Annotated in this window: 22 protein-coding genes; 12 read left to right on the top strand and 10 right to left on the bottom strand. The window is 53.7% G+C overall.

The window, feature by feature from the left end:
- Positions 1-12 precede the first annotated feature (12 nt).
- Positions 13-1,692, top strand: a complete 1,680-nt coding sequence (hscC, locus tag ACLJQJ_RS01980) for a molecular chaperone HscC (RefSeq protein ID WP_000368026.1) — start codon at positions 13-15, stop codon at positions 1,690-1,692.
- A gap of 21 nt (positions 1,693-1,713) precedes the next feature.
- Here hscC and ACLJQJ_RS01975 read toward each other — a convergent pair whose 3' ends face one another.
- Genes ACLJQJ_RS01975 through ACLJQJ_RS01960 form a run of 4 tightly spaced genes read right to left on the bottom strand, consistent with a single transcriptional unit; the run spans position 1,714 to position 6,015 of the window.
- Complete coding sequence (locus tag ACLJQJ_RS01975) at positions 1,714-3,177, bottom strand: J domain-containing protein (protein WP_063808913.1); 1,464 nt, start codon at positions 3,175-3,177, stop codon at positions 1,714-1,716.
- The gene (locus tag ACLJQJ_RS01970; RefSeq protein WP_063808914.1) at positions 3,174-3,866 is read right to left on the bottom strand and encodes a DUF1266 domain-containing protein; all 693 of its coding nucleotides are present in this window, start codon (positions 3,864-3,866) and stop codon (positions 3,174-3,176) included. Before ACLJQJ_RS01970 ends, ACLJQJ_RS01975 begins: the two co-directional genes overlap by 4 nt.
- Before the next feature lie 11 nt (positions 3,867-3,877).
- Positions 3,878-5,311 (bottom strand): J domain-containing protein, encoded by a 1,434-nt coding sequence (locus ACLJQJ_RS01965; protein ID WP_063808915.1) that lies wholly within the window; start codon positions 5,309-5,311, stop codon positions 3,878-3,880.
- Positions 5,308-6,015 (bottom strand): DUF1266 domain-containing protein, encoded by a 708-nt coding sequence (locus ACLJQJ_RS01960; protein WP_001534204.1) that lies wholly within the window; start codon positions 6,013-6,015, stop codon positions 5,308-5,310. The genes ACLJQJ_RS01965 and ACLJQJ_RS01960 overlap by 4 nt, the downstream gene beginning before the upstream one ends.
- A gap of 124 nt (positions 6,016-6,139) precedes the next feature.
- On the opposite strand from ACLJQJ_RS01960, the gene ACLJQJ_RS01955 reads away from it, so the two are divergent.
- Positions 6,140-7,138: a tetratricopeptide repeat protein gene (locus ACLJQJ_RS01955; RefSeq protein ID WP_063808916.1), complete on the top strand. Its 999-nt coding sequence runs from the start codon at positions 6,140-6,142 to the stop codon at positions 7,136-7,138.
- Between the two features lie 38 nt (positions 7,139-7,176).
- Here ACLJQJ_RS01955 and ACLJQJ_RS01950 read toward each other — a convergent pair whose 3' ends face one another.
- From ACLJQJ_RS01950 to ACLJQJ_RS01930, 5 genes are all read right to left on the bottom strand, one after another.
- Positions 7,177-7,650 (bottom strand): zinc ribbon-containing protein, encoded by a 474-nt coding sequence (locus ACLJQJ_RS01950; RefSeq protein ID WP_001044885.1) that lies wholly within the window; start codon positions 7,648-7,650, stop codon positions 7,177-7,179.
- Between the two features lie 92 nt (positions 7,651-7,742).
- Entirely contained in the window at positions 7,743-9,671 is a 1,929-nt protein-coding gene (locus ACLJQJ_RS01945; RefSeq protein ID WP_063808917.1) for a sigma-54 interaction domain-containing protein, read from the bottom strand.
- Between the two features lie 67 nt (positions 9,672-9,738).
- A complete protein-coding gene (locus ACLJQJ_RS01940; protein ID WP_000694477.1) occupies positions 9,739-10,692 on the bottom strand; it encodes a 2-keto-3-deoxygluconate permease in 954 nt (317 codons plus the stop codon).
- A 49-nt stretch (positions 10,693-10,741) separates the two neighbouring features.
- Positions 10,742-11,914 carry a UxaA family hydrolase gene (locus ACLJQJ_RS01935; protein WP_001670689.1) on the bottom strand — a complete coding sequence of 391 codons (1,173 nt, stop codon included), beginning with the start codon at positions 11,912-11,914 and terminating at the stop codon, positions 10,742-10,744.
- Positions 11,915-11,930: 16 nt separating this feature from the next.
- The gene (locus ACLJQJ_RS01930; protein WP_077950922.1) at positions 11,931-12,272 is read right to left on the bottom strand and encodes a UxaA family hydrolase; all 342 of its coding nucleotides are present in this window, start codon (positions 12,270-12,272) and stop codon (positions 11,931-11,933) included.
- Positions 12,273-12,508: 236 nt separating this feature from the next.
- Between ACLJQJ_RS01930 and leuS the strand changes: the two genes are divergently transcribed.
- From leuS to nadD, 4 genes are read left to right on the top strand one after another with little or no spacing between them, the layout of a single operon-like run.
- Positions 12,509-15,091 (top strand): leucine--tRNA ligase, encoded by a 2,583-nt coding sequence (gene leuS / locus ACLJQJ_RS01925; protein WP_001157916.1) that lies wholly within the window; start codon positions 12,509-12,511, stop codon positions 15,089-15,091.
- 14 nt (positions 15,092-15,105) lie between these two features.
- Positions 15,106-15,696 carry an LPS assembly lipoprotein LptE gene (gene lptE, locus ACLJQJ_RS01920; protein WP_001269950.1) on the top strand — a complete coding sequence of 197 codons (591 nt, stop codon included), beginning with the start codon at positions 15,106-15,108 and terminating at the stop codon, positions 15,694-15,696.
- A complete protein-coding gene (holA, locus tag ACLJQJ_RS01915; RefSeq protein ID WP_001728672.1) occupies positions 15,696-16,727 on the top strand; it encodes a DNA polymerase III subunit delta in 1,032 nt (343 codons plus the stop codon). The genes lptE and holA overlap by 1 nt, the downstream gene beginning before the upstream one ends.
- Position 16,728: 1 nt before the next feature.
- Positions 16,729-17,370: a nicotinate-nucleotide adenylyltransferase gene (nadD, locus tag ACLJQJ_RS01910; RefSeq protein ID WP_001518902.1), complete on the top strand. Its 642-nt coding sequence runs from the start codon at positions 16,729-16,731 to the stop codon at positions 17,368-17,370.
- Here the strand turns inward: nadD and cobD are convergent.
- Complete coding sequence (cobD, locus tag ACLJQJ_RS01905; RefSeq protein WP_063808919.1) at positions 17,345-18,439, bottom strand: threonine-phosphate decarboxylase CobD; 1,095 nt, start codon at positions 18,437-18,439, stop codon at positions 17,345-17,347. The genes nadD and cobD overlap by 26 nt on opposite strands.
- A gap of 96 nt (positions 18,440-18,535) precedes the next feature.
- Between cobD and ACLJQJ_RS01900 the strand changes: the two genes are divergently transcribed.
- The 6 genes from ACLJQJ_RS01900 (at position 18,536) to rlpA (ending at position 24,451) form a co-directional block, all read left to right on the top strand.
- Positions 18,536-19,144 carry an adenosylcobalamin/alpha-ribazole phosphatase gene (locus ACLJQJ_RS01900; protein WP_001241923.1) on the top strand — a complete coding sequence of 203 codons (609 nt, stop codon included), beginning with the start codon at positions 18,536-18,538 and terminating at the stop codon, positions 19,142-19,144.
- A 327-nt stretch (positions 19,145-19,471) separates the two neighbouring features.
- Positions 19,472-19,789, top strand: coding sequence for a ribosome silencing factor (gene rsfS / locus ACLJQJ_RS01895; protein WP_001161670.1), 318 nt, complete (start codon positions 19,472-19,474; stop codon positions 19,787-19,789).
- Positions 19,790-19,792: 3 nt separating this feature from the next.
- Entirely contained in the window at positions 19,793-20,260 is a 468-nt protein-coding gene (rlmH, locus tag ACLJQJ_RS01890; RefSeq protein WP_000776107.1) for a 23S rRNA (pseudouridine(1915)-N(3))-methyltransferase RlmH, read from the top strand.
- 30 nt (positions 20,261-20,290) lie between these two features.
- Positions 20,291-22,192: a peptidoglycan DD-transpeptidase MrdA gene (mrdA, locus tag ACLJQJ_RS01885; protein ID WP_000828700.1), complete on the top strand. Its 1,902-nt coding sequence runs from the start codon at positions 20,291-20,293 to the stop codon at positions 22,190-22,192.
- 2 nt (positions 22,193-22,194) lie between these two features.
- Positions 22,195-23,307: a peptidoglycan glycosyltransferase MrdB gene (gene mrdB, locus ACLJQJ_RS01880; RefSeq protein WP_000131713.1), complete on the top strand. Its 1,113-nt coding sequence runs from the start codon at positions 22,195-22,197 to the stop codon at positions 23,305-23,307.
- A 10-nt stretch (positions 23,308-23,317) separates the two neighbouring features.
- Positions 23,318-24,451: an endolytic peptidoglycan transglycosylase RlpA gene (gene rlpA, locus ACLJQJ_RS01875; RefSeq protein ID WP_023201922.1), complete on the top strand. Its 1,134-nt coding sequence runs from the start codon at positions 23,318-23,320 to the stop codon at positions 24,449-24,451.
- The last annotated feature ends 39 nt before the right edge of the window (positions 24,452-24,490 follow it).

The following is a 24,490-nucleotide window of genomic DNA, read 5'->3' as shown; positions in this document are numbered from 1 at the left end:
AAATTAAACGCAATGGATAATGCAACGTTAGCGATTGGTATCGATCTCGGCACCACTAATAGTTTAATCGCCGTCTGGCAAGACGGAGCCGCACAATTAATACCTAATAAATTTGGTGAATATTTAACACCATCCATAATTAGTATGGATGAAAATAAACAAATTCTGGTGGGAAAACCTGCCGCAGCCCGTAAAACATCTCATCCAGATAAAACCGCTGCCTTATTTAAACGCGCAATGGGCAGTAATACTCACTGGCATTTGGGTGAAGAGTCGTTTAATGCGCCGGAATTATCTTCGCTGGTTTTACGCTCGCTGAAAGAAGATGCGGAAGACTACCTTCAGCAGCCAATCAAGGATGTCGTGATCTCGGTTCCGGCTTATTTCAGCGATGAGCAGCGTAAGCATACACGCCTTGCCGCTGAGCTTGCGGGGTTAAACGCCGTGCGCTTGATCAATGAACCCACGGCGGCGGCAATGGCTTATGGCCTGCATACGCAGCAAAATAGCCGTTCGCTGGTTTTCGATCTGGGGGGCGGAACCTTTGATGTGACCGTTCTGGAATACGCTACGCCGATTATCGAAGTTCACGCCTCCGCTGGCGATAACTACCTCGGCGGCGAAGATTTCACGCATTTGTTGCTTGATGAAGTGCTGAAACGCTGGAATCTCGATAAATCAGCGCTGACGGATAGCGATCTGGCTGCGCTGTATGCCTGTGTTGAAGCCGCAAAATGCGCCAGCGGCTCCCCGCTGCGCATGAGCTGGCTTTATCAGGAGCGCGCGCTGGAAAGCACGTTTTATGACGATGAGCTGGAAGCCCTGTGGCTACCGTTGCTCAACCGGCTGCGCACGCCCATTGAGCAGGCGCTGCGCGATTCCCGACTCAAACCGGAGCAAATTGACAGCCTGGTGCTGGTCGGCGGCGCGTCACAGATGCCGCTGGTGCAACGCATCGCGGTGCGCTTATTCGGTAAATTGCCCTATCAAAGTTACGATCCCAGCACCATCGTGGCGCTTGGCGCCGCAACTCAGGCCGCCTGTCGCCTGCGCCATGAAGACGTTGAAGAAGTGATCCTCACGGATATCTGCCCCTACTCGCTGGGCGTAGAGGTCAACCGACAGGGCGTGCCTGGCATCTTCTCGCCCATCATTGAACGCAATACCACCGTTCCGGTGTCAAAAGTGGAAACGTACTCCACCATGCACCCTGAGCAGGACTCTATTTGCGTCAGGGTATACCAGGGCGAAAGCCATAAGGTGAAAAATAATATCCTGATCGATTCTTTTGACGTCATGCTGAAGCCGAACGGGCACATTCAGGCCATTGATATTCGTTTTAGCTACGATATTAATGGTCTGCTGGAAGTTGACGTGCTGCTGGAAGACGGCAAGAGTGAATCCAGAATCATCAGCCATAATGCCACCTCACTGACGACGCAGCAAATCGACGCCAGCCGCGAGCGCCTGCAGGCGCTGAAAATTTATCCCCGCGATATGCTGATTAACCGGACGTTTAAAGCGCAGTTAGAGGAGCAGTGGTCACGCGCGTTAGGCGATGAGCGCGAAATGCTGGGGGAGATTATTACCGATTTCGACGCGGCCCTGCTGTCTAATGATATGCAGCGTGTCGATGACGTACGCCGTCGCGCCTGTGAATATCTGGGTATTGACGAGCCGAAAGCGCCGTAACGGCGCTTTCACTGCCCCTGTTCAGAAAAAATGGAAGAATCGATTTAACGCGCAGACAATCAACGCGATCAAACCGACAATCTTCATGATTTTCATCACCCCGCCAGATTCCGCCTGACGGGGTGCTTCGGTTTTCGCTTCAGAAGACAATTTTTTCTCAGCCGCCAGCCTGAGCTCTTCCGCCAGCTCCTTTTTGTCGCGAATATCGCCTGGCTTCATGGCAATTTTAGATGACAATGCCTGCGTTATCAGCGCCTCCAGCGGACAGGCTTGCCCCTCCTCCAGCCGGATCAGCAGGCGAAAAAAGGGCTTTTCTTTGGGAAACGCTTCCAGCACCACCTGCTCCGCCGTCCGGTACAGATCCAACAGCGGCGTTTCGGGTTCCCCCTGGGTACTCAGCCGTGAATTTGCCCACGCCATCGCTTTTCGCTTATAAAACAGGGAGTCAACAAATGAACGCCCCAGCGGTGATAACCTACCGCTGTGCAAAATGTCGGCCCACAGTAAACGCGTGCGCGCACTTTCACCGGGCACATATTCGGCATCCGCCATACAGCGCGCTTCGACCGCCATCACCGCCAGCGGGAAGAAATCAGGCCGGTGCTGGCGGCACCAGCCCAGCAACAGGTCGTCCGCCTGCGTGGAGGGATAACGCTGCCAGAAATCGCAAAGATCGGCTAACAGGCTTTCCCCCTCGCCGCAGAGCAAACGCTGTTTGCACAGGTAATAGTGCGCATCTTCGTTATCCGGCTCTGCGGCCTGCCAGCGACGAGCAATATCGACCAGTTCCTCCATACCCCACTGCTCGGCGCTAAACCAGTGTAATAGTTTACGATGCAGCTGTTTATCATCGGGAATTATCCAGGCTCCCTGAACCTGCAGAGCGTCGGCAAAATGTTCGGGATAAAAGCGCCAGATATGCTCAAGCTTAAAAAAGTAGGCGTCAGTTTGGTCTTGAACAACAAGAGGCAATTTGGCCAGACTTAGCAGATCAAACGCATCGCCCCGCTTTACGGTCTCCAGAAATGCTTCCAGCTCTTCTCCCTCAGCATCATCTTCTGCTTCCTGCGGTTGCCAGTTCAGACGCTGCGCCAACAACGCCAGGCAAGACAGAGAGATCGTTTCCGTTTCCAGGGCGATATCGCACAGCGGCCAGCGCAGTTTATCTATCTCATCCATTGAACACTGGTTCAATTGCTGAATAAATTTCTGCCATGCCGAGGTCTGAAAGCGATCGCGCTCTGATGCCAGCAATTCTCTGAACGCCAGCAGTATTTCATGTTCGTCGCTCACTTCTTCCGTTTTTGCGTCCTCCGCAGGCGAGGCGGCCCATTGCTGCGCTTCTTCATAGGCCTGGCGCAATCGCTTAAAACCCTGCGGATCGCTCTCAGGGTGGAATGAGGGCAACAGGGCAAGATAAGCCTGACGAATGGCGTCAAGGTCGGTCGTTGGCGCAATATTGAGAATGTCCCAGCAGCTTTTCATAAGTCACTCACCTCCTTGAGCGTTTCCGGACAGGCAGGCTGTTCAGTCAGCGCCCGCCAGGGCAATTGCGCATAAAAACCTTTGGTACTTGCGACCAACTCATCAAACATCCGTTCGCCCGAAGCATCGTATTGCAGCAGGGTAAAATGCTCCTGTATCTCTTCATCAGCCTGCCAGTACAGCCGACCCAATGAATAGGCGGCAAAATATTGCATCCAGCCGTGGTAAAAATAGTGTGCCCGCTCATAAACTCGCGATTGCAGCCACAGGCTTTCTTCTTCCGTCAGCCATTGATTCAACACCCCCATCCGGCATAAAAAGCCCACACGCACATAGTCCCAGGCTTTGATGCCACCGCGCCCGCAGCATAGTGCGGTTTCGGCGACAAATCGCGCATAAATCTGGCCCTGTTCGCTAAGCTGTGCGGTGAATTCGCGCCATTGATGAGGAGATAGCGTAAACCAGCGGATATAAAAGGGAGCCAAATCTGCCGCATGGCCGTCGTCCGTCATCCGATAGATGGTTTGAATAAGATCTTCACGGTTATTAATATCCCATGAATCAGAAAGGTCGACACGGGGAATTCCGGTATACATTGCCGGAGAGGAATGCGAAGGTTTATTGCCGCTATAAAGCACCTCCATCGGCGTGGAGAGCGCAAAAAGTAAATATTGTTCTTCCTTGTCCATATTCGATATCCCTAATGCATAAACCGACTCAACACATGGCCGACAACGCCAATAAATAAAATGATTTTAATCACCTGCCAGAGGCCAAAGCCGCCGCCAGATTCCTCCGTACTCGGCGAAGTCACTGTCGTCACCGGTTCTTCATCTGCGACTACAGCTTCACACGGTGTGGCGATAGCCGCAGCCCACCCCAGCAACCCGCGAATAACCAGCGCTTCCAACGGGCAGATATCCGGCGTATCAAGCTTCGTTACCAGACTCTGTAACAATGCCGCTGACGGCTCCTCGGCGCACGCCAGGCTATCCGCCACCTGATACAACAGCCAGTATGGATGCTGACTATGCGCCTCACTCATCGCTGGCGCGCCATAATTCAAACGCCGCGCAATAAAACTTTCGCTTAGCGGCGATAATGCGCCGCTGTGCAGCGCCTCGGCCCACAGCAAGCAGGTACGCGCGCTTGAGCCGGGAATATACAGCAGCTGTTCAGCGTTAATATCCACCTGCTCACGCCCCTCAACCGCCATCACCAGCAGCGGAAAAAAATCCGGTCGATGCTGACGGCACCAGCGCAGCAACAGATCGTCAAGCTGGGTAGAAGGATGCGCCCACCACTGCGCGTAAAGTTCTGGCAGCAGGCTATCGCCTTCACCGCAAAATACGCGCTGGGCTAAGTAGTAATAACCCGGCGTTGCGTTATCGGGTTCGGCTTCCTGCCATGCCAGGGCGACAGGCAGCAGCTCCGCAATACCCCAGTGCAAGGTGCTGAACCAGCGTAACAGACGTCGTTGAAAGCGTAGATTGTCCGGGATAATCCAGGTGCCGTGCTGCGCCATAAGTTGGGCGAAATAGAGAGGATGCTCGAAAAAGGTGTTGTCCAGGGCATCATAAAAAGCAATGGTCTGGTTTTGTACCGCCACTGGCAAATGCAGCAATAGCGAATAATCAAACAGGTCGCCACGGCGGATTTCAAACAAAAGATCCTCCACCTCCTCGGCATCGACATCTCGATTATCACTCCCCTGTTCCCAGGCCAGGCGATCTGACAGCAGTTTCAGACACGAGTACGAAATAGGAAAGGTCTTCATCGCGATAGCGCACAGCCACCAGCGCGATTTTTCGACCTGTGAAATCGATAATTTATTGATCTGTTGGATAAACTCCTGCCATGCCTGCGGCTGAAAGCGCCGTTCGCCATCCGCCAGCAAATCACCGAATATCTCCCTGAGATAATTCACCCACGGGGTATCGGGATCCTCATCAACCACCGTAATGGCGGGCGATGTTGTCCCCTGCAATGCATTCTCATAGGCCTCTCGCAATTGCTTAAAACCCTGCGGATCGGTTTCCGGATGAAATGACGGCAGCAGCGCCAGATAAGCCTGACGAATGGCGTCGGTATCCGTGGTGGCCTCAATACCAAGGACTTGCCAACAGGTTTTCATAGATCGCTCACCTCCTGAAGCGTGTCCGGGCATTCAGGGTAATGGGGCAGGTAGCGCCACGGCAGCGTGGCGTAAAAACTGTCCTTCCCTGCGATCAGCTTATTCATCATACGTCGCCCCGCATCGTCAAACTCCTTACGGGCGAATGTCTCGCGTAGCAGCGGTAGGTTATCGCCATTCCGTAACTGCCAGTACAAACGCCCGGTGTAATAAGCGCTGAAATATTGCAACCAGCCGGAATAATAGCTGAGCGCACGAAGCTGTATCCGCGACTGCAGCCACAGGCTCTCCTCTTCCGTCAGCCATTCATTGAGCACGCCCATGCGGCAGAGAAATCCCATCCGCACATAATCCCAACTGCGAATACCACCTTCGCCGCAACACACGGCGGTATCAGCGACGAATCGGGCATAAATGCGATCTCCCTCGTCCAGCGCGTCGGTATACTCCTGCCACTCCTGCGGCGCATACCTAAACCAGCGGCGATATAGCCATTCCAGTTGCGTGGCATGACCGTCATCCGTCATGCGGGAAATGGTCTGAAGCAGTTCATCGCGATTTTCAATACCCCACGACGATTCAAGATCGAAACGTTTTACACCTAAATACATTTTCGGTGACGAATGTGAAGGTAAACAGTCCTCGTTCAATACTTCCATCGGCGAGGAAAGTGCAAAGAGTAAATATTGTGATTCTTTATCCATAATAAATCGCCAAAATATATTCACACCACAAATAAAAACGCAATTGAAAACTAAAATAGAGTACAACAAAGCCAAATCGCAATATATTATTAATCTAAAAAACAATGGCGGGATAAATTAAAAAATGAATCATTCCATAACCAGTCATCCCTGCGACAACGTATCTTTAGCACAATTAACCGAACTGGCGCAGTCAGGAAATAGTGAAGCTCAATATATATTAGGCCGTTTATATAATGACAACCGTATAGATGGCAGCGAAGAAGATAAGCTCTCTTTTTACTGGCTACAGCAGGCGGCTGAACAAGGACACTGCGAGGCGCAATATTGGCTCGGTTTACGATACAAAGACACGCCTACCGAAATGAAAGATAACACTCTGGCTTTATTCTGGTCAGAAAAAGCGGCCCTGCAAGGACACCGTCACGCTTTCAATACATTAGGCTGGGTCCAGGAAGGAAAGACCGGGATGGAGTCAGACTATACTCAGGCCGTCATCTGGTATCGCAAAGGGGCAGAACAGAGCCACTGTTATTATGCGCAAAATAATCTCGGCAGAATGTATGAAGCGGGTCTGGGCATCGAAAAAGATTATAACCGGGCGCTTTACTGGTATAAACAAGCGGCGTTACAGGGTAATGCCACCGGTCAGATGAATCTGGCCGATATGTATTGGGGCGGTCGCGGCACGACAAAAAACCTACGCCTGGCTACCCTATGGTATTTGAGAAGTGCGCTACAAGATAAAGCTCATTCCCAGTTCCAGCTTGGCTACGCGTATAACGAAGGGGAAGGCGTCAAGCAGGATTATCAGCAGGCAATACACTGGTATCAACAAGCTGCGGCGCAGGGAAATAGCAATGCTTGCGTTAATATCGGCTGGATGTACAAACAAGGACACGGTGTCGAGCGTGACGATGAAGAAGCGCTTAGCTGGTTTCATCGGGCGGCGGAAGCAGACAACGTTACCGCATGGTATAACCTTGGCTTTATGTACCGCGACGGGCGCGGTACCGCAGTGGATGTGAAGCAGGCGCTCTACTGGTTCCAGAAAGTGCAGCCCACGGGCGAATGGGACGTCGACGAAGAGATCCGCAAACTGGAAGCCCAACTGCACGCTTAACATGGCGGACGGCAACCGTCCGCTCACGATAATGAACCTTACGGCTCAAACGGCCTGCGCTGGAACTGATCGTGGCCACACTTCGGGCAGAGCGGCAACACATCCGGCGTGTAAACCGCCAGATGATAGTGGCATTTCTCGCACACCAGATTCCCCAATCCCACCACTTCGCCACTGTGATACACGCCGTGGTGATTCAAATCCTGGAAGACTTCACGCCATTCCAGCTGGGTTTTGTCGGTAATGTCCGCCAGTTCCTGCCAGAGACTCTCTTTAATCACCCGCAAGAAGACGCTATCTTCCTGGCTCTCTTCGTAGCTCATGGCGAACTCTTCCAGATCGCGTCTGACAGCGCGCGTCAGTTCGTCCACCTCGGTTCGCGTTAACTCCCCTGTTTGCATCACGCGCTGGCGCGCCTGCTCCACCAGCGCATCAATGTCGCGCTCGCCATTGCGTAAACGCTCGCTTAATGAGGCCACCAGTTCACGGTAATATTGAGCAACCTTGTTCATCACTTCACCTCTTGGATCGTTAACTGCCTATAATAATAGACGTTATTTGCGTTACGCTTTGCAAGGCTGTCCACAGAGTCTGTAAATTCTTGTCAGGCCGACTCACGTATCCAGCGCGTCAGCGAGGTACGATCGACATTTAATCGTTTCGCCACTAACGATTTATTATCCCTTTCCGCCTCTAATAATTTTCTCAAAATACGCAGGCGAATCGTTTTATAATCGCCAGCCAGCATCTGGCAGTCGTGGCAGGTACTTGGCTCGCGTCGGCTCCCCTCTTCCAGATCGTCCAGCAAGAGGCGGCCCTCATCCAGCGTTGCCGGGGAGTGATCAATAGAGAGCACCAGCCGTTCGATAATATTGCTTAACTGCCTGACGTTTCCGGGCCAGGCGAAGCGCTGAAGCTCTTGCCACAGCGCCGGGGTTAACGTTAGTGCCGGGCGTTTATAATGCTGGCTGAAACTAGTAAGCAGCGACAGGCCGATGGCTTTGATATCCTCCGGACGTTTGCGTAGCGGGATGGTGGTCACTTTTAATACGTTAAGCCGATAGTAAAGATCTTCGCGAAATGTCCCGTCCGCAATGAGCTTCGTTAACGTCTGATTGGTCGCCGCAATCACGCGAATATCAACAGGTATCATCTGGTCTGAGCCCAGCCGCATAATCTGCCGCTCCTGCAATACCCGTAATAAGCGCGTCTGTAGCGGTTTATCCAGTTCGCTAATCTCATCCAGAAAAATGGTACCGTGGTGCGCTAATTCAAACAGGCCTATTTTGCCTTTCGGCGACGCGCCGGTAAATGCGCCGGCGACATAGCCAAAGAGTTCGCTCTCCAGAATCTGAGGGGCCATCGCGCCGCAGTTAATGGCGACAAACGGGCCGTTGACGCGTTGGCTGGCATTATGAATACTTTGCGCCAGCACCTCTTTTCCCGTCCCGCTTTCGCCATTAATTAAGATAGTCGCGTCCGTACCGGCATAATTTTTAATGATCGCCAGACGGCGCAGCATTTCCGGGTTTTCGGTAAGCAGATCGTCGAAATGATAGCGGGCGCTCAAGCCGCGGCGAGACAGTTCCTGACGGCGAACATGATGTTCCGCCCCCTGTAAACTGGAGACGGTTTGCATCGTCAACACTACCCGGCTTAACTGTCTGGCCGCAAATACCGGATACAGATTAACCACCATCGCGCCTTGCGGCGTATCGACGACTTTCGCGCTGACGGTTTTTCCCTCACGTAATGTATGCCGCTCCTGGAGCAATACCTGTTTCAGAAAAGACGCGTCATAAATTTCACCGGAGGCGTTAACCTTAAAAAGTTGGCTCGCATATTTATTGTAGTGCAGTAACGCGCCGGTATCATCAAGCGTGATAACAGCTTTATCAAACTGATCGAGAATCAGCTGCAGATGATGGCGCTCCAGTAATTGGCTGCGAAAAGCCAGATATAATGAGCGGGCTTCTTCCAGAGCTTCGGTTATTGAGGCTGGGCTGGAATCAAGTAAACGGAATTGCGATCCCAGCGGTGAAAAATAATCCTGACAAACGGTATCGCCAACAATGCAATCTAATGGCGTGGACGCTAATTGTTGCTTCAGGCAAGAAATCGTTTCTTTATCATTTCCCTGTAAGGTAAAAATTTTATAGTTAATATTTAACTGTTCCGCTACGCGCGCGCATCCTTTGATCACACTGGAAAAGCCGACAATACCGACAGTGCCTTTTTGTCCTTTAAAAGGGATAAGCGCATCAAGAATGTCGTAGCCGGACATTTTAATTTCGACTACCGGTAATTTACTGTGCTTTTTTAATATTTCCGCACAGCCGCCACGACTAATCAGTACCTGGTGCCCACGGGACTCTAATAAAGGTAGCTCATCCAGGATACGATTAAGCGTCGTTTGATGAATAGTGACGGCGTAATCCAACTGCGCGACCAGCGCCTCGGCAGCCTTTGCCAGTTGAGGGTAAGGAGAGACAAAACAGAGAGGAGATGCGGCTATATCTTTCGTCTTATTCATCACTCACCATCCTGTTGGTTTATGAACGGGCGAGACCGCCCGTCGTGATTTATTTTCCGCCGAAACGCTAACCGCCTGCGGCGGCTGGGTTCAGTTTACGATCGTAGCGTTTTTTTATCCATACAGTCAGGAAGGGGGCGCACAGAGCGGTAATAATCGTCGAGGCCGCCACCTGCGCCGCCGCCGTCGACGCCAGGTCGGTAAAATGCGGATCGAGCAGCGCGATTGCCGCTGGCGTCGCGACGGCGTTGCCAGAGGTGGTGGAGACCGCCGCGCCTGCCACGCCGCTGCCTCCCGTCAGACGATCGGCGAAAATATTAAAAAATCCGCCAATCGCCACCGTCATGAGCCCCAGTAAAATGCCTGAAGAACCTGCCGTGATAAGTCTTGCGAAATCAATACCGTATCCTAACCCAAAGGCAAAAAAGGGAATCGTTACCACGCTGCCCTGTTTAAGAAACTTGCGCATGTCCTCATCCAGATTGCCCAAAATCATGCCAATGATAATGGGAATAATAACCGCCACCAGATTCATAAAGGGTATCGACACCATGCCTGCCGACCCTAACGCCAGCATGGTGAAAAAGGGACCATCGTTCAACGATATTACCGCAATCGCGCCGCCGTCGGTTTCATCGCCGTACTCCCCCACCAACGCGGCATATAACCCACTGTTTGAGTTGGTCATCGCCGAAATAATCGCTAAAGCCGACAGACCTAATAACCCATCCGGGCCGCAAAATTTCCCGACCAGAATGCCAATAATCACGCCGCTGGCAAATTTCGCAAAGGTGATCGCAGCGCCTTTTTTCAGCGCTTTCGGCGCGGCTTTAAACTGGATATCCGCGCCCATACAGACTAAAAACATGCCTAAAATCGCCATTGCGCCATGCGAAATAGAAGTGACAAAACCGCCTATTTCCAGCGCCTCCGGCGCAAAGGTTTTAAACAATGCGCCGATGATTAGCGGTACAACCATCATACCACCAGGAAAACGTTCCAGTGTTTTTTTAATTTTCATAGCTTATTCCCAGGAGATAACCGGACAGCTTGTGCTGCCCGATTTGATATCAGAACGTCGGCGCGATCTTATAAATAGAGAATTCGTTATGACCTAAATCTTCTGATTTAGTCGTTTTCCCATTCGCGACGCGTAAAATTTCCTGATAAATTTCCTCGCCCATTTGCGTAATAGAAGCCTCGCCAGACATAATGGCGGACACATCAATATCAATATTGTCCTGCATCATTTCCCACGTTGCTTTATTACCCGTAATTTTTATTACCGGCGCTATTGGGTTACCGGCAGGCGTTCCGCGACCGGTAGTAAAAATAACGATCTGCGCTCCCCCCGCCACCATGCCGGAAATAGATTCAATATCCTGCCCCGGGGTATCCATAATCCACAGGCCCGGATGCGTTGGGCTATCGGCATATTCCAGTACGCCCTGTAACGGCGCATGACCCGCTTTATGCATACAGCCTAACGATTTTTCTTCAATGGTAGTCAACCCGCCTTTAATATTGCCCGGCGTCGGCTGTCCCCCGCGAATATCCTCGCCCAGCGCTTTTGCTCGCGCCTCGCAGCCGACCACTAAATCAATAAGTTGTTGACCAACCTCCGGCGTCACCGCGCGTTTCGCCATCACATGCTCGGCGCCAATAAATTCCGTCGTTTCAGAAAGAATTGAGCTTCCGCCGCAGCGTATCAGCTTATCCGAGGCGACCCCGCAGGAAGGATTAGACGCCAGCCCCGATGTCGTATCTGACCCGCCGCACTCCATCGCCAGCAGCAGCTCGCTAACCGGTGCTTGCTGCGGTTTTTGCATGGAGAGTTGTTGCGCATAGTCGCGGGCCAGCGAAATCCCCCTGGCCTGACATTTAAGCGTGCCGCCCTCTTCCTGAATGGTAATGCAGGAGGTCGGTTTGCCAAATGCGGTAATCTCTTCTGCGATGCGCAGCGGCTCCGCGCCTTCACAGCCTAAGCCCACAACCACAATAGCGCCGACGTTGGGATTATTCGCCACATTAATCAATGTCTTTTCCGTCAGACGCGCATCGCCTGCTACCTGGCAGCAGCCAAAATCGTTATTCACCCATGTCGCGCCTTTTACCTGCCGGGCAATATCCTGGGCAACTTTATTCGCACAAACGCTGGTAGGTAAAATCAGTACATAATTACGGATGCCAAAACGGCCGTCAGGGCGGCGGAACCCCAAAAAAGTCTCATTGCTCATAATCATTTTCCCTTGTTTTATATTATTTCCAGTCACCACGTCCGCGTTCACTTTCCACATTGTGGACGTGCACATAGTCGCCACTTTTTATTTCCTGAGTGGCGCGGCCAATGGATTCGCCATATTTATAAACTTCGCCATGAAAAGGCACATCGCAGATGGCGAATTTGTGGCCAAATGGCACATCCTGATGTAACACAACGCTTATCTCGCGTTCGGCAATGAACATTGTGGCGGTTTCGCCGGCCTTGAGCGCCGTAATAGCCGTCGCGACGCAATCCTGAGGGTGAATCACCACTGCATTTTTTTTCACGATTAACTCCTTTGCTTTAGTCCTGTCTTCCCTAATCAAAAGACGTGCCACTTTTTAACAACATGATTTATATGACTTTATTTTCATGAGATGATCTGGCGGTGACAGGAACTGCGGTAATTTGCCTCAGTCGTGTCGCATTTTGCGTCACCTGCTCATGGACGCCTGGCGCGACAAATGTTCTACCCCCTGTTTTGACGTGCGTGTTTGGGCTATGCTATGCGGATCTAAACACCACCTCTAAAGCTACATTTGTAGCTGTATCGAAAACAGGACTACTGGCTGCCATGCAAGAGCAATACCGCCCGGAAGAGATAGAATCCAAAGTACAGCTTCACTGGGATGAGAAGCGCACATTTGAAGTGACCGAAGACGAGAGCAAAGAGAAGTATTACTGCCTGTCGATGCTTCCCTATCCTTCTGGCCGACTACACATGGGCCACGTACGTAACTACACCATCGGCGACGTGGTTGCCCGCTACCAGCGTATGCTGGGCAAAAACGTGCTGCAGCCAATCGGCTGGGACGCCTTCGGCCTGCCGGCGGAAGGCGCGGCGGTGAAGAACAACACCGCGCCGGCGCCGTGGACGTACGACAACATCGCGTATATGAAAAACCAGCTCAAAACGCTGGGTTTTGGCTATGACTGGAGCCGTGAAATCGCGACCTGCACCCCGGAATACTACCGTTGGGAACAGAAGTTCTTCACCGAGCTGTATAAAAAAGGCCTGGTGTACAAGAAGACTTCTGCCGTTAACTGGTGCCCGAACGATCAGACCGTTCTCGCCAACGAACAGGTGATCGACGGCTGCTGCTGGCGTTGCGACACCAAAGTTGAGCGTAAAGAGATCCCACAGTGGTTTATCAAAATCACCGCTTACGCAGACGAGCTGTTGCGCGATCTGGATAAGCTGGACCACTGGCCTGATACCGTAAAAACGATGCAGCGCAACTGGATTGGCCGCTCTGAAGGCGTGGAAATCACCTTCGATGTGAAGGGTTACGATAACACCCTGACCGTCTATACCACCCGTCCAGATACCTTTATGGGCGCCACTTACCTGGCGGTGGCCGCCGGTCATCCGCTGGCGCAAAAAGCGGCGGCGAACAACGCCGAGCTGGCGGCGTTCATCGACGAATGCCGTAACACCAAAGTGGCCGAAGCCGAAATGGCGACCATGGAGAAAAAAGGCGTCGACACCGGCTATAAAGCGATTCATCCGTTAACTGGCGAAGAGATCCCGGTCTGGGCGGCAAACTTTGTCCTGATGGAGTACGGCACTGGCGCGGTGATGGCCGTTCCGGGTCACGATCAGCGCGACTACGAATTTGCCTCCAAATATGGTTTGACCATCAAGCCGGTAATTCTGGCCGCTGACGGTTCCGAGCCGGATCTTTCCGAACAGGCGCTGACCGAAAAAGGCGTGCTGTTTAACTCCGGCGAGTTCGACGGTCTGGCCTTTGAAGCGGCGTTTAACGCCATTGCCGATAAACTGGCGGAAAAAGGCGTCGGCGAACGTAAAGTGAACTATCGTCTGCGTGACTGGGGCGTTTCCCGTCAGCGTTACTGGGGTGCGCCGATCCCGATGGTCACCCTGGAAGACGGCACCGTGCTGCCGACGCCGGAAGATCAACTGCCGGTTATTTTGCCGGAAGACGTCGTCATGGACGGCATCACCAGCCCGATCAAGGCCGATCCTGAGTGGGCGAAAACCACCGTTAACGGTATGCCGGCGCTGCGTGAAACCGACACCTTCGACACCTTTATGGAATCGTCATGGTACTACGCGCGTTACACCTGCCCGCAGTATCAGGAAGGAATGCTGGATTCCAAAGCCGCCAACTACTGGCTGCCAGTCGACATCTACATCGGCGGTATTGAACATGCCATCATGCACCTGCTCTACTTCCGCTTCTTCCATAAGCTGATGCGCGATGCGGGCATGGTCACCTCTGACGAGCCGGCTAAACAGTTGCTGTGCCAGGGCATGGTACTGGCGGATGCGTTCTATTATGTCGGCGAGAACGGCGAACGTAACTGGGTTTCGCCAGTTGACGCTATCGTCGAGCGCGATGAAAAAGGCCGCATTGTCAAAGCAAAAGACGCAGCGGGTCATGAGCTGGTCTACACTGGCATGAGTAAAATGTCCAAGTCGAAAAATAACGGTATCGACCCGCAGGTAATGGTTGAACGTTATGGCGCGGACACGGTACGCCTGTTTATGATGTTCGCTTCTCCGGCGGATATGACTCTGGAATGGCAGGAGTCCGGCGTAGAAGGCGCAAACCGCTTTATTAAACGCGTCTGGAAGCTGGTTTACGAACACACCGCTAAAGGTCCTGTCGCGGCGCTGAACGTCGATGCGCTGAGCGAAGATCAAAAAGCGCTGCGTCGCGATGTGCATAAAACCATTGCCAAAGTGACCGATGATATCGGCCGCCGTCAGACGTTCAACACCGCCATTGCGGCGATCATGGAGTTGATGAACAAACTGGCGAAAGCCCCGCAGGAAGGCGAACAAGACCGCGCCCTGCTTCAGGAAGCGCTGCAGGCCGTCGTGCGTATGCTTAACCCGTTCACCCCGCACGTCTGCTTTACCTTGTGGCAGGAACTGGGCGGCGAAGGTGATATCGACAACGCGCCGTGGCCGGTTGCCGACGAGCAGGCAATGGTGGAAAACACCACGCTGGTTGTCGTGCAGGTTAACGGTAAAGTTCGCGGTAAGATCACCGTTGCGGTGGATGCCACCGAAGAACAGGTGCGTGAACGTGCAGGCCAGGAACATCTGGTGGCAAAATATCTTGATGGCGTTACCGTGCGTAAAGTGATTTACGTTCCGGGTAAACTCCTCAATCTGGTTGTTGGCTAAGCGCGGGAGGAAGCGTGCGATATCTGGTAACACTGTTGTTATCTCTGGCGGTGCTGGTCACCGCCGGATGCGGCTGGCATCTGCGTAGCACTACGCAGGTTCCGGCTTCAATGAAAACGATGATCCTCGATTCCGGCGATCCGAACGGTCCGCTAAGTCGTGCGGTACGTAATCAGTTACGGCTGAATAACGTAAACCTGCTTGATAAAGACACAACGCGCAAAGACGTTCCGTCTCTGCGGCTTGGAACGGTGACTATTTCGCAGGATACGGCGTCAGTGTTCCAGGACGGCCAGACGGCGGAATATCAGATGGTGATGACCGTCAATGCCTCGGTATTGATTCCGGGCCATGACATCTATCCTATCAGCACGAAAGTGTACCGTTCGTTCTTCGATAACCCGCAGATGGCGTTGGCGAAGGATAACGAGCAGGCCATGATCGTTCAGGAGATGTACGACAAAGCCGCTGAACAGTTGATTCGTAAGCTGACCAGCGTCCGCGCGGCGGATATTCAGGCGACGAAAGAGGAGGCTACCGCCGACAATGAGACGGCGGCGCCCGCCTCTACGCCAGCACGCGTCTCCACTACGCTGAGTAACTAATGATCAGGTTGTATCCTGAACAACTCCGCGCGCAGCTCAACGAAGGGCTGCGTGCGGCATATCTATTATTGGGCAACGATCCGCTGCTGCTGCAGGAAAGTCAGGACGCTATTCGTCTGGCGGCTGCGTCGCAAGGCTTCGAAGAGCACCACGCTTTTACTCTCGATCCCAGTACCGACTGGGGATCGCTTTTCTCACTCTGCCAGGCGATGAGCCTGTTCGCCAGCCGTCAAACGCTGGTGCTGCAACTGCCGGAAAACGGGCCTAACGCGGCAATGAATGAGCAACTCGCCACCCTGAGCGAGCTGCTGCATGACGACCTGTTATTAATAGTACGCGGAAACAAGCTCACCAAAGCGCAGGAGAACGCCGCCTGGTATACCGCGCTGGCAGACCGTAGCGTTCAGGTCAGTTGTCAGACGCCGGAGCAGGCGCAGCTTCCCCGCTGGGTGGCCGCCAGAGCGAAAGCACAGAATTTGCAACTGGATGACGCCGCGAACCAACTGCTGTGCTATTGCTATGAGGGCAATCTGTTGGCGCTGACACAGGCGCTGGAACGGCTGTCGCTGCTTTGGCCTGACGGTAAGTTAACGCTTCCTCGCGTGGAGCAGGCCGTCAATGACGCCGCCCACTTTACCCCTTTCCACTGGGTGGATGCGTTACTGATGGGGAAAAGCAAACGCGCGCTGCATATCCTGCAACAGCTACGCCTTGAAGGCAGCGAACCGGTTATTCTGCTGCGCACCCTCCAGCGAGAGCTGCTGCTACTGGTAAATCTCAAACGTCAGTCCGCGCATACGCCGTTACGCGCGCTGTTTGATAAACACCGGGTCTGGCAAAACCGTCGCCCCATGATCGGCGACGCGTTGCAGCGTCTCCATCCTGCGCAGCTTCGCCAGGCCGTGCAGTTACTGACGCGTACAGAAATTACGCTCAAACAGGATTATGGTCAGTCGGTATGGGCAGATCTTGAAGGGCTGTCGCTCCTGCTCTGCCATAAGGCGCTGGCAGACGTATTTATTGATGGGTGATATGAAATCGTTACAGGCTTTATTCGGCGGCACCTTTGATCCGGTGCATTATGGACATCTTAAACCTGTTGAAACGCTGGCGAATCTGATCGGCTTATCGCGGGTGATTATTATGCCTAACAATGTGCCGCCGCATCGCCCCCAGCCGGAAGCCTCCAGCGCGCAGCGTAAATATATGCTGGAGCTGGCTATCGCCGATAAGCCGCTTTTTACGCTGGATGAACGCGAGCTACAGCGAAACGCGCCCTCTTACACTGCGCAAACGCTGAAAGCATGGCGCGAAGAACAGGGTCCCGAAGCGCCGCTGGCGTTTATTATCGGCCAGGACTCGCTACTTAACTTCCCCACCTGGCATGATTACGACACCATCCTTGATAACACTCACCTGATCGTTTGTCGTCGTCCGGGCTATCCCCTTGAAATGACGCAGGCGCAACACCAGCAGTGGCTGGAACAGCATCTGACCCATACGCCGGACGATCTGCACCAGTTGCCAGCCGGTAAAATTTACCTGGCGGAAACGCCCTGGCTTAATATCTCCGCAACCCTCATCCGCGAACGGCTGGAAAAAGGCGAATCCTGCGACGATCTGTTGCCGGAAAACGTGCTGAACTACATCAATCAGCAGGGGCTATACCGGTAAGCACATTGCGCAGCGCCGCCAGCAGACGCTCGTTTTGCGCAGCGCTGCGTATCGCCACACGATAATAGCGGCTGTCCAGCCCCGGGTAGTTAGCGCAGCTACGGATTAAAATCCGCTGCGTCAGCAACCGTCGCTGCAGATCAATATCCTCTCGCTCACAGCGTAACAACAGATAGTTTGCCCGCCCGGGATAAACCGTCAGCAGGGGGAGCTGACAAAGCGCCTGATAAAACCGGGCGCCCTCCTCCCGTAACCAATGCCAGGTCGCCTGTTGCCAGGCGCTATCCTGTAACGCTACCTCACCGGCAAGCGCCGCCAGCGCGTTAACCGACCACGGCATTTGTTGGCGACGCATCCGCGCCATCGCCGCGTCATCGCTATTGACGAGATATCCCAACCGCAGGCCGGGAATGGCATAAAATTTGGTCAGCGAACGCAGCACCCAGATATGCGGATTATCTTTAAGAGCAGGAATAAAGCCCGTCTCATGCGGAATAAAATCGATAAACGCTTCATCCAGGATCAGGTTAATGTTCAGCGATTTGCAGCGATCGGCAATGGCCTGTAATAACTGCCGCTCCGGCAGCAGGCCGGTAGGATTATTGGGCGTACACAGAAACAGGCAGTCCAGATCGGGCGTCAACGCCTCAAGAATGGCATCGGTAAGCTGCCAGCCATCCGCTTCGCGTAGAGACCAGCGACGAATTTCACAGCCACTTTGCGCCAGCGCCCGGCCATACTCCGCGAAACCTGGCGTGACAATCATTGCACAACGCGGTTTAAGACCGCTCGCCACGGTAAAGATTGACTCCGTCTCGCCATTTCCCGCCAGTATCCACGATGCTGGCACCTGATGATGACGCGCCAGCGCCTGGTGCAAATGAAAATAATCAGCGTCCGGGTAGCGCTCAATGCAGTCCAGATTGTCGATAAGCGCGCGTTTCACGCTGACAGGCATACCCAGTGGATTAATGTTTGCGCTAAAATCCAGTAACTGGTCAGGCGAGATGCCCAACACCGTCGCGGCTTCCCGAATATTACCGCCATGCGCGCTGTTGAATAACGCCATTATGCCTCCGGCCAAAAAACGCTATTTTAGTGAAAAAAACGTTGCGCAATCAGGGGCATTATCATGTTTTGCGCATTTAACCTCATGAGGAATACCATGCGATTGTGGCTGGTGCGTCATGGCGAAACTGAGGCCAATGTCGCCGGGTTGTATAGCGGACATGCTCCCACGCCGTTAACGGAAAAAGGGATTGGCCAGGCGAAAACGCTACATACTTTATTGCGCCACGCGCCATTTGACCGGGTGTTATGCAGCGAGCTGGAGCGCGCGCGCCATACCGCCCGGCTCGTACTGGAGGGCCGGGATGTACCGCAACACATCTTACCTGAGCTTAATGAGATGTACTTTGGCGACTGGGAAATGCGCCATCACCGCGACCTCACCCATGAAGATGCCGAAAGCTATGCCGCCTGGTGTACGGACTGGCAGAATGCGGTTCCGACCAACGGCGAGGGTTTTCAGGCTTTTACCCGGCGCGTAGAGCGCTTTATCTCGCGACTCGACGCGTTTAGCGATTGCCAGAACCTGCTGATCGTCAGCCATCAGGGCGTACTCAGCCTGTTGATTGCCCGTCTGCTCGCAATGCCCGCCGCCTCGCTATGGCATTTCCGGGTAGAACAGGGATGCTGGAGCGCAATCGACCTGTGCGAAGGGTTCGCCACCCTGAAAGTATTAAATAGTCGTGCCGTCTGGCGGCCTGAGTGATGAATTTTCCGTTTTTTCTCGCCGCAGCGGTTTCGCCCATTGACAGCCCCCGACAGGCTGTTATTCTCCGCAGCCAGGCTTTTTTCACCTTGCAGAGCTTTGCAGAAATTGTTTTACAAAAATGGCGATGCTTTCTGTGACGTGGGATGGGATGATAATCTGGTTTTAAACGCCGATCCGGCGACATAAGTCCCGGTATCGCCGCTGATTCAGGTATACTACACGGCGTCCCGCCGGAAGGTTAGCGTTAACTCGCAACGCCTTACCGGTCCAGCCTGTTGGCCTTTTTCTATCGTTATAACGCAATTATTCACCCAGGGGGAAAACTTGCAGGGTAAAGCACTCCAGGATTTTGTTATCGACAAAATTGATGACCTGAAAGGTCAGGACATCATCGCCTTAGATGTTCAGGGTAAATCCAGTATCACCGACTGTATGATTATTTGTACCGGCACCTCCAGCCGTCACGTTATGTCTATTGCCGACCACGTGGTGCAGTCGTCGCGCGCGGCCGGTATGCTGCCGTTGGGCGTCGAAGGCGAGAATGCGGCTGACTGGATTGTCGTCGATCTGGGCGATGTGATTGTGCATGTCATGCAGGAAGAAAGTCGCCGCCTGTATGAACTGGAAAAACTCTGGAGTTAATGCGTGAAGCTGCAACTTGTCGCTGTCGGCACGAAGATGCCCGACTGGGTTCAAACGGGATTTACGGAATATCTGCGTCGTTTTCCGAAAGATATGCCCTTTGAGCTGATCGAAATCCCTGCGGGCAAACGCGGCAAGAACGCGGATATCAAACGCATTCTCGACAAAGAGGGCGAGCAGATGCTGGCCGCCGCCGGTAAGAATCGCATTGTTACCCTGGATATTCCAGGCAAGCCGTGGGATACGCCGCAGTTAGCCAATGAGCTGGAGCGCTGGAAACAGGACGGGCGCGACGTCAGTTTGCTGATTGGCGGCCCGGAAGGATTATCTCCCGCCTGCAAAGCGGCAGCGGAACAGAGCTGGTCGCTCTCGGCGTTAACGCTCCCTCACCCGCTGGTTCGGGTTCTGGTCGCGGAGAGTTTGTACCGGGCGTGGAGCATCACAACCAACCACCCTTATCACCGTGAGTGATCGTGAAGTCTTGAGAAGATTAAGCAGCGGATGAAACGACAAAATTCTTTTCGTGACTATACGGCTGAGTCCGCACTGTTTGTGCGTCGGGCGCTGGTCGCCTTTTTGGGTATTTTGCTGCTGACCGGCGTACTGATCGCCAATTTGTATAATCTGCAAATTCTCCGTTTTACCGATTACCAGACCCGCTCGAACGAAAACCGTATCAAGCTGGTGCCAATTGCGCCAAGCCGCGGGATAATCTACGACCGTAACGGCATTCCCCTTGCGCTGAACCGCACTATCTATCAGATTGAAATGATGCCGGAAAAGGTGGATAACGTTCAGCAAACGCTGGATGCGCTACGCAGTGTGGTCGATTTAAACGACGACGATATCGCCGCCTTTAAAAAAGAGCGCGCCCGATCCCATCGCTTTACTTCTATTCCGGTGAAAACAAACCTGACGGAAGTTCAGGTCGCGCGCTTTGCTGTCAACCAGTACCGTTTTCCGGGCGTCGAAGTCAAAGGCTATAAACGCCGCTATTATCCATACGGATCGGCGCTGACCCACGTTATCGGCTACGTATCGAAAATCAATGATAAAGACGTCGAGCGTCTCGACAGAGAAAACAAACTGGCGAACTACGCCGCCACCCATGACATCGGCAAGCTGGGCATTGAGCGCTACTATGAAGATATTCTGCATGGGCAAACCGGTTATGAAGAGGTTGAAGTCAACAACCGCGGTCGCGTTATTCGCCAACTCAAAGAGGTGCCGCCGCAGGCCGGACACGATATCTACCTGACGCTGGATCTCAAGCTCCAGCAGTATATTGAAACGCTGCTGGCAGGCAGTCGCGCGGCGGTGATTGTCACCGATCCGCGTACCGGCGGCGTGCTATCGCTGGTCTCCATGCCAAGTTACGACCCTAACCTTTTCGTGGACGGCATCTCCAGCAAAGATTACTCCGGGCTGCTTAACGACCCGAACACGCCATTAGTGAACCGCGCGACTCAGGGTGTCTACCCACCCGCTTCTACCGTTAAGCCTTACGTCGCCGTATCGGCATTAAGCGCTGGCGTCATCACCCGTAACACCAGTCTTTTCGACCCTGGCTGGTGGCAGTTGCCGGGGTCTGAGAAACGCTACCGCGACTGGAAAAAATGGGGCCACGGGCATCTGAATATCACCAAATCCCTTGAAGAGTCGGCGGATACCTTCTTCTATCAGGTGGCCTATGACATGGGGATCGATCGCCTGTCAGAATGGATGGGTAAGTTCGGCTATGGTCACTATACCGGAATTGATCTCGCAGAAGAGCGCTCTGGTAATATGCCGACCCGCGAGTGGAAACAGAAACGCTTTAAAAAACCGTGGTATCAGGGCGATACGATTCCGGTGGGCATCGGCCAGGGCTACTGGACGGCAACGCCGATTCAGATGAGTAAGGCGCTGATGATCCTTATTAACGACGGTGTAGTTAAAGTCCCGCACCTGTTAATGAGCACCGCGGAAAACGGTAAACAGGTGCCGTGGGTACAGCCGCATGAGCCGCCGGTGGGCGATATTCACTCCGGCTACTGGGAAATTGCGAAAGATGGCATGTATGGCGTCGCCAACCGCCCTAACGGCACGGCGCATAAATATTTTGCCAGCGCGCCCTATAAAATCGCGGCGAAGTCGGGCACCGCGCAGGTCTTTGGCCTGAAGGCCAACGAAACGTACAATGCGCATAAAATCGCCGAGCGCCTGCGCGACCATAAATTAATGACCGCCTTTGCGCCGTATAACAATCCCCAGGTCGCCGTCGCGATCATCCTTGAAAACGGCGGCGCAGGCCCGGCTGTAGGCACAATCATGCGCCAAATCCTTGATCACATCATGCTGGGCGACAACAACACCCATTTGCCTGCGGAAAACCCGGTGGTTGCAGCGGCGGAGGACCAATAATCATGACGGATAATCCGAACAAAAAAACCTTCTGGGATAAAATTCATATCGATCCCACGATGCTACTTATTCTGCTGGCGTTACTGGTTTACAGCGCATTGGTCATCTGGAGCGCCAGCGGCCAGGACATCGGCATGATGGAGCGTAAAATCGGTCAGATTGCGATGGGGCTGGTGGTTATGGTGGTGATGGCGCAGATCCCGCCGCGCGTGTATGAAGGCTGGGCGCCCTATCTCTATATCATTTGTATCATTTTGCTGGTCGCCGTTGATGCCTTCGGCGCAATATCCAAAGGCGCGCAGCGCTGGCTCGATCTGGGAATCGTTCGCTTTCAGCCTTCGGAAATAGCCAAAATCGCCGTGCCGCTGATGGTCGCCCGCTTTATTAACCGCGACGTCTGCCCGCCCTCGCTGAAAAATACCGCCATCGCCCTGGTATTAATCTTTATGCCTACCCTGCTGGTCGCCGCCCAGCCGGACCTGGGGACGTCTATTCTGGTCGCCCTTTCCGGTCTCTTTGTCCTATTTTTGTCTGGTCTGAGCTGGCGCTTAATTGGGGTCGCCATTGTATTGATCGCTGCATTTATTCCTATTTTGTGGTTTTTCCTGATGCACGATTACCAACGCCAGCGCGTCATGATGCTCCTTGATCCGGAGACCGATCCGCTGGGCGCGGGCTATCATATTATTCAGTCTAAAATCGCCATTGGCTCAGGCGGCCTGCGCGGTAAAGGCTGGCTCCACGGCACCCAGTCGCAGCTGGAGTTTTTACCCGAGCGCCATACCGACTTTATCTTCGCGGTACTGGCGGAAGAGCTCGGTCTGGTGGGCATCCTGATTCTGCTCGCGCTCTATATTTTGCTAATAATGCGCGGCTTGTGGATTGCCGCCAGAGCGCAAACTACATTTGGTCGCGTGATGGCTGGCGGATTAATGTTAATATTATTCGTTTATGTCTTCGTAAATATTGGTATGGTGAGCGGTATTCTGCCTGTGGTTGGAGTACCTTTACCCCTGGTCAGCTACGGGGGCTCCGCACTGATTGTGCTGATGGCCGGGTTCGGGATTGTGATGTCGATCCACACCCACAGAAAAATGTTGTCGAAAAGCGTATAAGGGGTGCGCAATGCGTAAGCAGTTGCCTGTAATCTGCGTCGCGGCAGGGATAGTACTACTCGCGGCATGTACTAATGACGGCGGTCAGCAGCAAACCACCGTCGCGCCGCAACCTGCGGTATGTAATGGTCCGACTGTGGAAATCAGCGGAGCGGAACCGCGTTATGAACCTCTGAATCCGACCGCAAACCAGGATTATCAGCGTGACGGTAAAAGTTATAAAATCGTTCAGGATCCGTCCCGCTTTAGCCAGGCTGGCCTGGCCGCTATTTATGATGCGGAACCCGGCAGTAATTTAACCGCCTCCGGGGAGATGTTCGATCCGATGCAGCTTACCGCCGCCCATCCGACACTGCCTATCCCCAGCTATGCGCGAATCACCAACCTGGCCAACGGTCGCATGATCGTCGTGCGTATTAACGATCGCGGCCCCTATGGCACCGATCGGGTCATCTCCCTGTCCCGCGCGGCGGCGGATCGTCTGAATACCTCGAATAATACTAAAGTACGGATTGACCCCATTATCGTAGCGCCGGATGGTTCGCTCTCCGGCCCGGGGATGGCCTGTACGACGGTGGCGAAACAGACCTACGCTCTGCCCCCGCGCCCTGATTTAAGCGGCGGAATGGGAAGCGCCTCTTCAGCGCCTGCGCAACCGCAAGGCGACGTTCTTCCGGTCAGCAATGCCACGTTGAAAAGTGACGATACCACCGGCGCGCCGGTGAGCAGCAGCGGCTTCCTCGGCGCGCCGACTACGCTGGCGCCTGGCGTGCTGGAGAGTAATGAACCGACGCCGGCACCACAGACAGCGCCGGTTTCCGCGCCGGTGACGGCTCCAGCGACTGCGACGCCGGTGAGCGCGCCTGCTGCCGCGGCCCCGGTATCTGCCCCGGTGAGCGCGCCTGCCGCCGCGGCGAGCGGTCGTTTCGTCGTCCAGGTCGGCGCCGTCAGCGATCAAACGCGTGCGCAGCAGTACCAACAGCGTTTAAGCCAGCAGTTCAGCGTACCAGGACGCGTAATACAAAACGGCGCGGTCTGGCGTATTCAACTGGGGCCTTTTGCCAGTAAAGCCGAAGCCAGCGCATTACAGCAACGTTTGCAAACAGAAGCACAATTACAGTCCTTTATCGCCAGCGCGCAGTAACCGATCGCAGGTATCTGTACTGTCAATTTCTGTAAATGA

Source organism: Salmonella sp. SAL04202 (assembly GCF_046550775.1).
GTDB lineage: Bacteria > Pseudomonadota > Gammaproteobacteria > Enterobacterales > Enterobacteriaceae > Salmonella > Salmonella enterica.
The sequence above is the reverse complement of the archived record's forward strand: the minus strand, read 5'-3'. Positions and strand labels throughout refer to the sequence as shown.

Bases quoted from the DNA above. Each gene is read 5' to 3' on its own strand.
- hscC (WP_000368026.1), top strand. From the start codon at position 13: ATGGATAATGCAACGTTAGCGATTGGTATCGATCTCGGCACCACTAAT.
- ACLJQJ_RS01975 (WP_063808913.1), bottom strand. From the start codon at position 3,177: ATGAAAAGCTGCTGGGACATTCTCAATATTGCGCCAACGACCGACCTT.
- ACLJQJ_RS01970 (WP_063808914.1), bottom strand. From the start codon at position 3,866: ATGGACAAGGAAGAACAATATTTACTTTTTGCGCTCTCCACGCCGATG.
- ACLJQJ_RS01965 (WP_063808915.1), bottom strand. From the start codon at position 5,311: ATGAAAACCTGTTGGCAAGTCCTTGGTATTGAGGCCACCACGGATACC.
- ACLJQJ_RS01960 (WP_001534204.1), bottom strand. From the start codon at position 6,015: ATGGATAAAGAATCACAATATTTACTCTTTGCACTTTCCTCGCCGATG.
- ACLJQJ_RS01955 (WP_063808916.1), top strand. From the start codon at position 6,140: ATGAATCATTCCATAACCAGTCATCCCTGCGACAACGTATCTTTAGCA.
- ACLJQJ_RS01950 (WP_001044885.1), bottom strand. From the start codon at position 7,650: ATGAACAAGGTTGCTCAATATTACCGTGAACTGGTGGCCTCATTAAGC.
- ACLJQJ_RS01945 (WP_063808917.1), bottom strand. From the start codon at position 9,671: ATGAATAAGACGAAAGATATAGCCGCATCTCCTCTCTGTTTTGTCTCT.
- ACLJQJ_RS01940 (WP_000694477.1), bottom strand. From the start codon at position 10,692: ATGAAAATTAAAAAAACACTGGAACGTTTTCCTGGTGGTATGATGGTT.
- ACLJQJ_RS01935 (WP_001670689.1), bottom strand. From the start codon at position 11,914: ATGATTATGAGCAATGAGACTTTTTTGGGGTTCCGCCGCCCTGACGGC.
- leuS (WP_001157916.1), top strand. From the start codon at position 12,509: ATGCAAGAGCAATACCGCCCGGAAGAGATAGAATCCAAAGTACAGCTT.
- holA (WP_001728672.1), top strand. From the start codon at position 15,696: ATGATCAGGTTGTATCCTGAACAACTCCGCGCGCAGCTCAACGAAGGG.
- nadD (WP_001518902.1), top strand. From the start codon at position 16,729: ATGAAATCGTTACAGGCTTTATTCGGCGGCACCTTTGATCCGGTGCAT.
- cobD (WP_063808919.1), bottom strand. From the start codon at position 18,439: ATGGCGTTATTCAACAGCGCGCATGGCGGTAATATTCGGGAAGCCGCG.
- ACLJQJ_RS01900 (WP_001241923.1), top strand. From the start codon at position 18,536: ATGCGATTGTGGCTGGTGCGTCATGGCGAAACTGAGGCCAATGTCGCC.
- mrdA (WP_000828700.1), top strand. From the start codon at position 20,291: ATGAAACGACAAAATTCTTTTCGTGACTATACGGCTGAGTCCGCACTG.
- mrdB (WP_000131713.1), top strand. From the start codon at position 22,195: ATGACGGATAATCCGAACAAAAAAACCTTCTGGGATAAAATTCATATC.
- rlpA (WP_023201922.1), top strand. From the start codon at position 23,318: ATGCGTAAGCAGTTGCCTGTAATCTGCGTCGCGGCAGGGATAGTACTA.